At 60.7% G+C, this 12448-nt stretch carries 9 protein-coding genes; 3 read left to right on the top strand and 6 right to left on the bottom strand.

The features are described 5' to 3' along the window. Positions 1-264, bottom strand: a 264-nt coding sequence (locus R6U20_RS00155; RefSeq protein WP_410335845.1) for an adenylyltransferase/cytidyltransferase family protein, incomplete at its 3' end; no start/stop codon positions are given. Between the two features lie 44 nt (positions 265-308). Between R6U20_RS00155 and R6U20_RS00150 the strand changes: the two genes are divergently transcribed. The 3 genes from R6U20_RS00150 to R6U20_RS00140 all read left to right on the top strand — a co-directional run bounded on the left by R6U20_RS00150 (position 309) and on the right by R6U20_RS00140 (position 4519). Continuing rightward, entirely contained in the window at positions 309-671 is a 363-nt protein-coding gene (locus R6U20_RS00150; RefSeq protein ID WP_410335843.1) for a hypothetical protein, read from the top strand. Positions 672-771: 100 nt separating this feature from the next. After that, entirely contained in the window at positions 772-2484 is a 1713-nt protein-coding gene (locus R6U20_RS00145; RefSeq protein ID WP_410335841.1) for a helix-hairpin-helix domain-containing protein, read from the top strand. A gap of 22 nt (positions 2485-2506) precedes the next feature. Beyond that, positions 2507-4519, top strand: coding sequence for a penicillin acylase family protein (locus R6U20_RS00140; RefSeq protein WP_410335839.1), 2013 nt, complete (start codon positions 2507-2509; stop codon positions 4517-4519). A gap of 561 nt (positions 4520-5080) precedes the next feature. On the opposite strand, the gene R6U20_RS00135 is transcribed toward R6U20_RS00140, so the two are convergent. The 5 genes from R6U20_RS00135 to acs all read right to left on the bottom strand — a co-directional run bounded on the left by R6U20_RS00135 (position 5081) and on the right by acs (position 12187). After that, complete coding sequence (locus R6U20_RS00135) at positions 5081-6301, bottom strand: serine hydrolase (RefSeq protein ID WP_410335838.1); 1221 nt, start codon at positions 6299-6301, stop codon at positions 5081-5083. A gap of 102 nt (positions 6302-6403) precedes the next feature. Next, positions 6404-8140 carry a sodium:solute symporter family protein gene (locus R6U20_RS00130; protein ID WP_410335836.1) on the bottom strand — a complete coding sequence of 579 codons (1737 nt, stop codon included), beginning with the start codon at positions 8138-8140 and terminating at the stop codon, positions 6404-6406. 49 nt (positions 8141-8189) lie between these two features. Continuing rightward, a complete protein-coding gene (locus R6U20_RS00125; RefSeq protein ID WP_410335834.1) occupies positions 8190-8492 on the bottom strand; it encodes a DUF4212 domain-containing protein in 303 nt (100 codons plus the stop codon). Positions 8493-8611: 119 nt separating this feature from the next. After that, entirely contained in the window at positions 8612-9838 is a 1227-nt protein-coding gene (locus tag R6U20_RS00120; RefSeq protein ID WP_410335833.1) for a hypothetical protein, read from the bottom strand. A gap of 342 nt (positions 9839-10180) precedes the next feature. Further along, a complete protein-coding gene (acs, locus tag R6U20_RS00115; RefSeq protein ID WP_410335832.1) occupies positions 10181-12187 on the bottom strand; it encodes an acetate--CoA ligase in 2007 nt (668 codons plus the stop codon). Positions 12188-12448: the final 261 nt, after the last annotated feature.

The following is a 12448-nucleotide window of genomic DNA, read 5'->3' as shown; positions in this document are numbered from 1 at the left end:
TATCATATCACTGTCTGACTTCAGGTTGATTGGAATTTCCTTCGGGAACAAATATATCCCATCTTCCTTGGCAATACTCATGTTAATTATATTTCTCCTGAATTGATGAGCCTCAGTTCGTTTTGACCAGGAGAACTCATCTACAGCCAGATAAACCTCAAAGCCCCTTCGTCTTATTTCTTTGGCTATTTCCCTGTGCCCGAGACTGAAGGGATCAAAAGAACCAGGAAAGAATACAACATCTTCACCCGTCGTGACATCCAGTGTTCCATACTCAAATTCAATGCTTACCCCGTACGCTGCTGCTTATGCCTAACGCACCGCTCTCTGTGATTCGGCTGGCCCTCATTAGTGGCACCACCCTGTTCGGGGCTGCCGCCTGGATAATTGCCGGAGGCGACGGCCTTGCTCCCCCCCTGCTCAATGATTTTCCGTATGCTCCCATGGCGCTTACGGCCCTCTTTGTGGTCCTGGCCATTGGCATCTGGATTCTACGTGCTCAGCAGCGCTCCACCGGGACAAGCCCTGTTGTCGGATGGGCTCTGGCTGAGGCAATGGCCGTACTTGGCGGCGTCTACCTGCTAATGGTGGGCGATCCTGCGTTCCTCGTTGTGGGACTGGCAGCGCAGCTGTTTGTCTCGTTTGTGGTTATGCCCATTTCACCGCAATAGGTCGCGCGCATCCCCAAATACGCAACAATGCCGTGCCGCCCTTCGTCTTCGATAGCGTGTCTGCCTTCCGTTTCTGTTTTTGACTCTGCACGCTCTGCGTATGACCAACAAGAAAGTGGCCGCGGTGCTCAACGAAACCGCTCAACTCATTGAACTGACGGGCGGCAATCCGTTTCGGGCCCGTGCCTTCAGCGGAGCCGCTCGTACCATCCGCGACCTGGAGGAGCCGCTCCAGGCGTATGTTGACGACGGGGCTCTGCAGGACATCGATGGCATTGGCGAGGGGCTCGCAGCACAGATCGGCGACCTCTTTGCGCGTGGCTCGTTCGACCTGCGCGACGACCTGCTTAACGCCGTGCCTCCCGGACTGCTCGATGTCCTCCGCATCAATGGGCTTGGCACGAAGCGCGTGCGTACCCTGTGGGACGAACTCGACATCACCTCGCTCGACGACCTCGAGGAGGCCGCTACAGCCCACCGCATCCAGACCATTAGCGGATTCGGCGCCAAAACCGAGTCCAACATCCTGGAGAGCCTCCGCAAGCTGCGGCGCTACGATGCGCAGCGGCGCTACGCCGATGTCTATGCTCCCGCCCACGCGCTGCGCGACGTGCTGGCCGAATCAACCAACGCTCAGGTGGCCCTTGTGGGCGCGTTTCGGCGGCAGGTGCCTACGCTCAAGCAGCTTACGCTGGTGACTGCAGCGGATGCCTTTGACGTGGTCGAAGCCCTCTCGGAGGCTGGATACGACGAGATCGAGGCCGCCCGCGACGCGCATCCACCCTACGTAACCAACACGGTCGATGCTGCACTGCCCGACGGCTTTCCGGTGGTTATCTACACCGTATCGGGAGACGTTTTCGGCACCGCCGTCTGGTATCACACGGGCAGCGCCGCCTACCGCGAGGCCTTCACCAATACCTACGGCACCACCCCCGAAGTAGCCGAGGAGCACACCCTCTTTGCTGAGGCCGACGCGCCTCCGCATCCCCCTGAACTGCGCGAAGCGGTGTGGACCGACGCTCTCGACGATCTTCCAACCTCCGAGTCGCTCATCACGGTCGAGGATCTGCGCGGTACCATCCACAACCACACCACTGCCAGCGATGGCGCGCACTCGCTGCGCGACATGGCCGAGGCCGCCCGCGAGCGGGGCCTCTCGTACATCGGCATCTGCGACCACAGCCAATCGCTCACCGTAGCCAGCGGACTCACGCCCGACGAGGTCCGCGCTCAGTTCGAGGCCATCGATGCGCTCAATGCTGAATACGCGGAGCAGGACACAGGCTTTCGCATCTTCAAGGGCATCGAGAGCGACATCCTGAAAGATGGCTCGCTCGACTACGAAGACGACTTGCTCGCCGCGTTCGACCTGGTGGTGGCCAGCGTGCACTCCGGGTTCACTATGACCGAAGCTGAAGCCACCGAGCGCGTCATTCGTGCGGTGTCGCATCCGGCCACGACTGTACTCGGGCATCCCACCGGACGCCTGCTGCTGGTGCGCGAGGGCTATCCGATCGACCACCGGGCAGTCATTGACGCGTGCGCCGAACACAACGTGGCGGTGGAGCTAAATGCCAATCCGTATCGCCTTGACCTGGACTGGACGCACGTGCGCTATGCCATCGAGCAGGGCGTGCTCATCTCCATCAATCCCGATGCCCACGCGACCGATGAACTCGACAATGTGCGCTGGGGCGTGGCCGCCGCGCGTAAGGGCGGCCTCACCGCCGAGCACTGCCTGAACGCGAAGTCGTTGGAGGCCGTTACCGCGTGGCTGAACACGCGCACCTCGGTTGCCTCTGCCGCTTAACCAGTCCAACTGCCCTTCTTCTGTGTATCGTTCTGTTCTTACTGGGCTTATTGGCTCTTTTCTGGGTGTGGTGGGGCTGCTGTGGTGGAGCCAGGTGGCCCCCCCCACGGCTCCGCCTTCCGAAATTGCGGTAGGCGGACGCAGTGCCCCGTCGACCGTTGCCTGGAACCCCGAGTCGCCGCTCATCCATATTCAGGCGGATGCAGAGGCCGAAGCCGCCCGCGCACTGGGACTGGCCCACGGACTGCGGCACGCCTGGACGATGGTCCTCTGGCGCCAAACCGCACGCGGGCGCCTCTCTCGCTGGCTCTCGGATGCAGCCGTTCCGTTTGATCGCCATGCCCGCCAGATGGGCTGGGCACGCGCCGCACAGATGCACATTGCCCAGTTGCCCCGGGCCGACCGCGAATGGCTCGCGGCCTATGCCTCGGGCGTCAACGCGGCCTTTGACACCGAGTATGTGCGCCAGCAGCCGCCTTTTGCTGCGCTCAACATCCGGCCCGCGCCCTGGGCCCCCTGGCATACGCTCGCGGTGGAGCATCTGCTTACCTGGATGGCTACCGACCTGCCCGCGTTGCCTGACTCTGCCGCCTCTGAGGTGCATCAGTCGGCAGACAGTTTGCGCGCCGTAGATGACGAGCTACGCACCTGGCTGGGCCTGCACGGCTGGTCGAGTGCGATGGCATGGGCGCTCGATGACCGCGATGGCACGGCCTCAGGCCGCCCCTACCTGGGGACGCGCTCTCCTCGGGGGGCCACGACCGATCCGTTTGTAGCCCCCGTATGGCACACCACCGCTAGCGATACCGCGTGGATGACGACCGTCCCCGGCACGCGCTGGACCCTTGCCCACCACACGCGCACTGCCAATCGGGTGATGCTGCCCCGCGGGCAGGCGTCCTGGCAATCCCTTGCCGCGCCCGATACGATACGCCGGGCAACCGAGCGCCTTCGCCAACAAGACGGCCACGAGCAGCTCTTAAATACGGCTTTTACGCGGCGCGGGCGCATTGTGGGTCCGGAGGCGCCGCCTGCTCATTCTCCCAACATATCTTCATCACCCGTCGACAGCATCCGCACGGATACGACCCTTTCGGATACGACGCAGACCCGCTCAACGTGGGTGCTGGCGCTTCCGCACTGGCAAGCGGTGCCCGCCCAGCGCCGTCGCTTTCCAGAAGCTGCGTCGCTGCCGCACCATGATCCGCTGGTGTTGCAACGCGATACGGCGCTTGTAGCAACCGGTGCCACGCATGCTGTTGTGGATGCAGAGGGCGACTCGGTGGGCGTGGTGCTGAGTGCATCGCCATGGCGCCGTGCCTGGGCCGACCGATTTTCGGCCTATGCCTCAGACGCGCGCTCGGTTCATACCTGGGCGGTGGATGACACCAGTACGTGGGCCCGGCAGGCGGTAGCGCCCCTACAGCGTGCCCTGGATGAGACGACGCCCCCCGATTCGTTGCATGCGAACGTGGTGCCGTTTATCCAGAACTGGGATGGTGTGTTTGCCCCGTCGAGCGTCGGCGCGTCGGTCTTTCAGGCATGGTGGCACGAAATGCAGGCGCTTCATGCCTCGCCGGTTCAGCTGGATACGACCGCCTACTTTGCATCGGTGCGGTATCGGCGTGGGTTTGAGCGCGCGGTAACCCGTCTCCGACAGCAGCACGGGCCGGATGTGCAGCAGTGGCGCTGGGAAGCGGTGCAGCCGCATCGGTTTCGGGCTCCGCTCTGGGGCGATGCCGAGCGGCGTCCGCCATCGGTGTATCCGAATGCGGCCCACGATGCGCCCACCGCGTCGGTCTCTGGGCGTGGCCACATTAGCACGCTGGCTCCGGGTCCCAACCCAGAGACCCGCCAACCGGCTGCTGGCTATCACCTGCACTGGCTTCGCGCGGGCACGCTGCCCCCGTACTACCGCACGACCGACCTGTCGCGCACGCTGGCCGATCGCCTGGCGAGCACGCCCGATGCACGCGACCGAGCGCATCAGCCTTCGTCGAACCCGTCTGTTCGCGTTCGGCTTACGGCGCCGTAATACCAAATCCAGTTGCAGCATTGTGGCATTGCATTTTTTTGCACCACACTGGATTTACTTCGTCAGTCGGCCTCGTGTGAGGATGGACGTATGGATGTACGAAAGGATGGATGTTGTTCGCCCTTACTCGTTTATACCAAATCCGCATGCCTGGTTGTGGTGTGGGGGAGGCGCTTAGCCCCCGAACGTCATCCCGGACGCAGTGAGCTTGCGAACGGAGATCTGGGATCCAGAGCAGGGCAGCAGCCTCACAAGTATGGCCACAAAGCGTGCAGCGCGCCAAATCCGCATGCGTTGTTATGGTGTGGGGGGCAACGCTGGGGATTGAGCTGTAGACCGCAGGCATGGGTTACTGCGTGCGTACCACAGGCATGACCTTCGGCCCTCGCTTCGCTCGGCTCCGGATCAGCGGCACCAGGGGGGCCTTGCCTGTCTTGCACTCGATTCAGGATCTGGATGACTTATTTTGTGGAGATGGTGCTGGACACCGCAATGACTTCGCCGGATTTGGTATTATCTATCCATACCTCGACCCAACAACGAAGCATGAGGAGCTGATTATTATGGTGCTGATTCCGTGCCCGATGTGCTGGCATCCAAGCGCTCGCGTGCGTCCTCAAAGAAGGCATCATCGCCCAGTAAGCGAAGCGCCAACCCCTGGTCTAACCCAGACTGCAACACGTGGTAGAACACAGCGAGTGGCATCTCTTCCATACTGAGCACCACCACGCGCGGCGGGCGTTCGTCGGCGTAGTGCGCAACGCCAGCAAAGCTAATGACGCCGGGCATGGCGCCTCCTTTCGAGGCTACGCGCTGCACGCCCGTGCTCAGCGTGTCGATGCCGGTCGAGCGGTCGAGCAGCGCATAGGTTGCCGCCATGGGTTCATTGGTCGTAGCCTGTGCCATATCGGCAAAGGTGCGTGCAATATTGGCTGCGGAGGCCCGAGGAAGTGTTTCTTGTGCCATGCGGCGCTGGTCGCGCAGCGTCAGGTTAGTGCCGCGAGTGCGGAACGTCTTTCGAATCTCACGGGCATAGGTAGAATCGCTCGCATAGCGCGTTGCGGCCTCGTGGAAGGCCGTCTGCTCAATAGTGGGTAGGGAATCGCTGCCCCCGTCGCGAAGGGCCGACCCAACTTCGGCCCATTCGAGATAGAGCCCGCTCTTCGGTACAGGCGTTGCGGCAGAGGGCCAACCCAACGCCTCGGTCTGTGCCTGAATGGCCTCAGCGCCAAGCCGGTCGATCAGCCAGTCGAGTGCCGCATCGTCGTTGTGCTGTGCTACCGCCTCGGCGATATCGGACACCGCGATGGTACTGTCGGCATCGATGCGGTTGGCTTCGGTCCAGCGGTCGAGAGTGCGCTCGTGGGGCTGCTCATTCACGCCGGGCAGGGCGCGGCGGCTTACCTCGGCAACAGGCACGCGCGCCGAGGCATCCAACGCCCCCTCCGCAACGGCCTCGGCGTACGCGACCACCACCGCGACATTTGATAGGTTTACAAGCGGACGCGTAGTCTCGGTGTCGAACTCGATGCCGTCGTCTTCCTGCCCAATGGTGTACGCCACAAGCGACACCGTTTCGGGGTGCGCTTCGATGTAGTCGAGCACATCTTCGGGATAGCGAAGCTCCTCGGTCAGGTTCATGCCTTCGTTCATTGCCGTTACGTTCGCCCACATCATAGACACGGTATCGCGGTTCTGATAGGCAATGACGCTTACCGCAACAACAAACAACCCAAACGCAATGAGCAGATGGGTGCCGCATCCGAGACGAGATTGGGACATAAAGCAACAAGATTCAGACAGAAGACCGCTTGGGTTGCACGAAAAACGGCGCAAGAGGCTCCCTGCCCCTTGCGCCGCCTGTGTGTGGTACGTTGTATCCCGTTAGTTAGAAGTTGCTTCGCCGAGCTCCTCTTTCGTGAGGGTACGCGGGTAGCGAATCTGCTCGACCAGATCTTGCACCTCTTGCGGCGGCGGGGCCGTTGACATCGTCACGACGTATGTCACAACGAAGTTCAGAATCATGCCAACGAGTCCAATTCCCTGTGCGTTGATGCCTAAGAAGGTCTCAAAGACCGGCTCCGACACGCCAAACTCGGCCAGGGCAACGTGGGCACGCATCAGGATGATCATGATAAACGTGAAGCTGAGCCCCGTTACGATGCCCGCGATGGCGCCCTCTTTGTTGCATCGCTTCCAGAAGATGCCAAGCACAAGCACGGGGAAGAAGCTGGCCGCGGCCAATCCAAAGGCAAAGGCAACCACCTCGGCCACGAAGCCCAGCGGATAGATACCAAGCAAACCCGCTCCAATGATCGCCACGAGAATGATACCGCGTCCCACCTTAAGGCGCTTCTGCTCAGAAGCATCGGGGTTGATGATCTCGCCGTACACGTCGTGCGCAAGCGAGGAGCTAATGACGAGCATGAGGCCCGAGGCTGTGGAGAGCGCCGCCGCGAGTCCACCCGCAGCAACCAGCCCCACCACCCACGGCGACAGGTTCGCGATTTCGGGCGTGGCCAGCACAATGATGTCGCGATCGATGGTGTTGAGCAGCGCGTTGGCCGACATCCCCTCGCTCCACTGTCCCGTTTCGATGAGTCCGGTAGCTGCCCAGGTTTGCACCCAGCTGGTGCGCGGACTTTCGAGCATGCCCATGGCTCCAAGATCCGAGAACGATTGCAAGATCTCGTAGCGCGAGAACATGGCTACCGCCGGGGCAATGGTGTACAGAATGGCGATGAACACGATGGCCCACAACGCCGACCAGCGGGCGCTCTTCACCGTCTTTACCGTGTAGAATCGCACAATCACGTGTGGGAGCCCCGCTGTGCCCACCATCAGCACGAAGGTGATGGCAAAGACATTAAGCATCGATAAGTTGGCAAAGGGCCCACTGTACATATCGAGCCCCAGCTCTTGCTGCAAGCCGTCGAGCGCAGGCAAGACCTCGCCCATCGCAATGTGCGGAATCGGGCTCCCGGTCATCGAGTAGCCGATAGCGACGGCCGGAATGGTGTACGCTACAATGAGCACGCAGTACTGCGCGACCTGCGTATAGGTGATGCCTTTCATGCCACCCAGCACCGCGTACGTGGCAACGATGGCCATCCCGATAACGACGCCAATGGTAATGACCTCCACCCCAAGTCCGGCAGCCAGTGGCTCGACCAGCTCGCCCAGGAACCGGCTAAAGACGACGCCGACGCCGCGCATCTGCCCCGCTACGTACGTGAACGAAACGAAGATGGCAGCGATGGCGGCAATGACGCGAGCATAGTTCGAGTAATACCGTTTGCCCACGAAGTCGGGCACGGTGTACTCGCCAAACTTACGCAGGAACGGCGCCAGTAAGATGGCCAGGAGCACGTAGCCGCCGGTCCATCCCATGAGATAGACCGAGCCGTCGAATCCCATAAACGAGACCAGCCCCGCCATGGAGATGAAACTGGCGGCGCTCATCCAGTCGGCCCCAACCGCCATGCCGTTGGCTACGGTAGGCACGCCCTGCCCAGCCACGTAAAAGCCTTTGGTGCTCGTCACACGGCTCCAGATGGCGATGCCAATGTATAGTGAGAAGGTCGCAATGACCCAGAATGTAGTCCAACCAAGAATACCCATAGGTATAAATTTATCTATTTAGCAGGAAAAGCAGAGGCAGCATGATCGATTAGTGGGACGCACCCGGTGTTGAGGCCGAGTCCCCGTCTTCTTCAACACCGGCCTGCTTATCCAGCTGTCCGGTAGCAATAGCGTAGATGAGCACCAGGCTCACAAAGACGAAGATGCTACCTTGTTGAGCCATCCAGAACCCAAAAGGAATCCCGCCAAAGTTAATGGAGTTAAGCGTTTCTGCTAAAAAGATACTTAGCACAAAGCCGGTAATAAACCACACGACCAGCAGAATAAGCGTACGCTGCATAAGCGTTCGCCAGTACGTTTCGCGGTCGATTTCAGGAGCAGAGTCAGCCATGACAGTCAGTCGGTTGGGTTGGTAAGGTGGTGTGTATTAGGAGATACATCAGGGGGGATATCAGGCAGCGCGGTAGCTGCGGAGTCTGGCAGCAGCATAACAGATGGAAACGCGTCCCATCAGAAGGAGAGAAACACCGAAAAATTGCCCCGCACATTGGTAACGGGGTCGTCGCCGTCTGCAGGGTTGGGAGCGTAGTTGTCGTCGAAACTGCTGGCGTAGCGGGCCGAGGTCACCTCCAACTCAAAGGCAAAGCGCAGCGCCTCGTAGTTGAGCGAAAGCCGCGGTGCCACGCGCCACACGTAATCGATGTTGGCGCTGCGTGCCGCCGGCGTCAATGCGCTGGCCGTGCCGACCTCGTCGCTGCTGCCTTCGTTGGTGAGGTAGCCCGCAAATAACCCCGGAGCCAGCGTGCCGGTGCCATCAATGTCGATCCACGTTGACAGGAGATCGAGCGGGTAGAAGTCGTTCTCGACCTCGTTGTAGACGTAACCGCCCGTCATCAGGTGGTCAGACAGGCTGGCGCCGTAGGTGGCTTTGGCCCGGATGGTAGCTGCATCGGAGGTAATGGTGGCGTAGGCTTGTCCGGCGCCCGTGGTAAAGCGGTCTTCGGTAATGATCGGGCGTAGCGCTTTGAAGTAGGCCCCAGCGCCCAACATCACATTTTCGCCGTGGTACTGCGCGTGGGCATGCAGCGCCGGAAGGCCCGACTGTTGCTGCTGTTTGATGCCTGACACATCGTCGAACGCAATATCAGCGAAGGCATCGCGCTGCCAGGCGGTAATGCCAATCAGGTGAAAGCTGCCGGGCTTGTAGGTAAAGCGGATCTGGGGTTGACGCGCAAACGGCTGAAACGGAGCGCCGGTGGTGGTGGCAATGGTGCGCGGGAACGAGGCCACGGTAAAGAGGGGCGACCACTCCTGGCCAAACAGCACCTCGCGGTCGTCCCACGCGATCTTGGCAAAAGCGCGGCGCAGGCGTAGCGTACTCACGTTGGCATCGGACGCGCCGAAGAAATCGGTCTCGAAGTAACCTGACACCTCCCCATCAAGTACATCAGGCAGGTCGCCAATGCCCAGCCCCAAGCGCGAGAAGAACTGGAACGAGCCAAGATTACTCACATCGGTCTCGTCCGAATCGGGCGCTGGATACAGGTGGAACTCGCCTTCGCGGGCTGAAACCACCTGTCGCGAGTCGTACAGGTACTCCGACTTCACAAAGCCGCTCAGGTCAAACGACTGGGCCTGTGCCTCCGAGGGTACAAGTATTAAGCCACTGGCAAGAAGCAGAAGCGCGCAGAAACTGCTCCATAGAGCAGACGTTCGGGGTCTGTGTGTGTGGTCCATGGCATGGTTGCATTAGGTCATCAGGTCAGTCGATCACATGCAGCAGAATCGAACCGAGCGTGCGCTTCGGCATGGGCGATAGCTCCATCTATCCTCCATGCGTTCGTGCGCTGTTTTACGCACATGCGCCCTCGGATTCATTCTGCGTTCTGTTGACGCCGGTAATGGGGCTCCATCCCCAGGGCGTCGATGGTTGGTTTTTTTCGAGCGCTCAGCCCACGGGCTCCATCCCCAGGCTGGGCGTTCGGTGGTTGTGGGGGCAAGGTAGAAGTTCAGGAGGATGCGCAGATTATCGCATCGAACGTGCGCCTGCGCATCCCCTGAGCGACACAGCGACGGCCGTCAGCTCGCGCCGCTCACGTCCACGCTTTTGCGCTTCTCGATGAGCTCCTCAACCACCTCAGGATCAGCCAGCGTGCTGGTATCGCCGAGGTCGTCGAACTCTTGCGAGGCCACTTTGCGGATGATGCGGCGCATGATCTTGCCCGAACGCGTCTTCGGCAGCGAGGCCGAGAACTGGATGTGATCGGGCGTGGCAATCGGCCCAATCTGATCGCGCACGTACTGCACCAACTCATCGCGCAGTTCATCCGACGGATCTTCGTTCTTGATGAGCGTGACGTAGGCATAGATGCCCTGGCCTTTCACCTCGTGCGGATAGCCCACCACGGCGGCTTCGGCAACGCGGTCGTGCGCTACGAGCGCGCTTTCGAGTTCGGCGGTGCCAATGCGGTGGCCGCTCACGTTGAGCACGTCATCCACACGGCCCGTAATCCAGTAGTAGCCGTCTTCGTCGCGGCGGCAGCCATCGCCGGTGTAGTACTTGCCTGCGTACTGCGAGAAGTACGTGTTCTGGAACCGCTCATGGTTGCGGTACACCGTGCGCATCTGCCCGGGCCAGGAGTCATTGATGACAAGAAGCCCTTCACAGGCCCCTTCAAGTTCGTTGCCTGCCCCGTCGAGCACCTGTGGTTCGATACCAAAGAACGGCTTCGCGGCCGATCCTGGCTTCTGCGGAACGGCGCCCGGCAGCCCAGTCAGCATAATGCCGCCGGTTTCAGTCTGCCACCATGTATCCACAATGGGGCATTCGCCATTCCCAATCACGTTGTAGTACCAGCGCCAGGCCTCCGGATTGATCGGCTCGCCCACGGTGCCCAACACGCGCAGCGATGAGCGGTCGGTCGATTCGACGAACTCCTCGCCCTGTCGCATGAGCGCGCGAATCGCCGTTGGCGCGGTGTAGAAGATGCTCACGTCGTGCTTGTCGACCACATTCCACAGGCGCGAGGCATCGGGATAGGTGGGGGTGCCCTCAAAGAACACTTGCGTGCCGCCGTTGATGAGCGGGCCGTACACCATGTAGCTGTGCCCGGTAATCCATCCTACGTCGGCGGTGCACCAGAAGACATCGTCGTCGTGCAAATCGAAGACGTATTCGTGCGTCATGCTGGTGTACACGAGGTAGCCTGCCGTGGTGTGCAGCACGCCTTTGGGTTTGCCCGTTGAGCCCGAGGTGTACAGAATGAAGAGCGGATCCTCCGCATCCATTGGCTCGCAGGGGCAGTCGGCATCGACGGTTTCGAGCGCCTCGTGATACCACACGTCGCGGTCGTCGTCCCAGTCAATATCGCCGCCGGTGTTTTGCACGACCAGCGTGTGGGAAACGTCGGGGCACTGCTCAAGCGCCTTGTCGGCATTGTCTTTCAAGGGCACGCGCTTCGTGCCCCGCTTGCCCTCATCGGCGGTAATCAGGTAGTGGGATTCGCAGTCCTGGATGCGGTCGGCGAGGGCATCGGGCGAGAACCCGGCAAAGACCACCGAGTGCGGCGCGCCAATGCGGGCACAGGCCAGCATCGCATAGGCCGCCTCCGGAATCATGGGCAGGTAGATGGTTACGCGGTCGCCCTTCTCCACGCCATGCGATTTCAGGATGTTGGCGAACGTCGCCACGCGCTCCTGCAGGTCGCTGTAGGTGATGGGCTCCGGCTCATCGGTATTGGGATCGTTCGGCTCAAAGATGATCGCCGTCTGATCCCCTTTGCCGTTTTCTACATGCCGGTCGATGGCGTTGTAACAGGCATTGGTCACTCCGCCTTTGTACCATTGAATGTGGACATTGCCCGGCTCGTACGACGCATCTTTGACGGTGTCGTACGGCTCGAACCAGTCGATACGGCTGGCATGCTCGCCCCAGAAGCCCTCGGGATCGTCGATAGAACGCTGGTACATGGCCTCGTATTCGGCCTCCGACCCGACATGGGCACGCGCCCGAAAGTCGTCAGACGGCGGATACATGTCGTCGCGCCCGGAATAAGCCGCTGTTACCTGAGAAGATTCATTGCTCATAGTCGAATCTTGGCTGTCTATTGAGGAAGCATCTCGATTGATTACTACTCGGTAATGAAAGCCCGAGCAGAGCCTCCAACACCCCCCGCTCAATGGCGTACTGGAAGCGCTTTTGTCAATTGTTTACCGAAACGTAATCAATAGTGGAGACGGTGTCAAGAGGAGACATGATTTTTTCGGGCATGAGATGGCGCTCTTATCTGTGGGGCATCTCCCCACCTCACATCGACAGATTATGCCAATAGGAGCTACGTACTTCCA

The sequence above is a fragment of the Longimonas sp. genome, from assembly GCF_046498435.1.
Lineage (GTDB): Bacteria > Bacteroidota > Rhodothermia > Rhodothermales > Salinibacteraceae > Longimonas.
The sequence above is the reverse complement of the archived record's forward strand: the minus strand, read 5'-3'. Positions and strand labels throughout refer to the sequence as shown.

What these genes read in the sequence shown, in the direction of transcription:
- R6U20_RS00150 (WP_410335843.1), top strand. Translation starts at nt 309, where the DNA reads ATGCCTAACGCACCGCTCTCTGTGATTCGGCTGGCCCTCATTAGTGGC.
- R6U20_RS00145 (WP_410335841.1), top strand. Translation starts at nt 772, where the DNA reads ATGACCAACAAGAAAGTGGCCGCGGTGCTCAACGAAACCGCTCAACTC.
- R6U20_RS00135 (WP_410335838.1), bottom strand. Translation starts at nt 6,301, where the DNA reads ATGTCCCAATCTCGTCTCGGATGCGGCACCCATCTGCTCATTGCGTTT.
- R6U20_RS00130 (WP_410335836.1), bottom strand. Translation starts at nt 8,140, where the DNA reads ATGGGTATTCTTGGTTGGACTACATTCTGGGTCATTGCGACCTTCTCA.
- R6U20_RS00125 (WP_410335834.1), bottom strand. Translation starts at nt 8,492, where the DNA reads ATGGCTGACTCTGCTCCTGAAATCGACCGCGAAACGTACTGGCGAACG.
- R6U20_RS00120 (WP_410335833.1), bottom strand. Translation starts at nt 9,838, where the DNA reads ATGGACCACACACACAGACCCCGAACGTCTGCTCTATGGAGCAGTTTC.
- acs (WP_410335832.1), bottom strand. Translation starts at nt 12,187, where the DNA reads ATGAGCAATGAATCTTCTCAGGTAACAGCGGCTTATTCCGGGCGCGAC.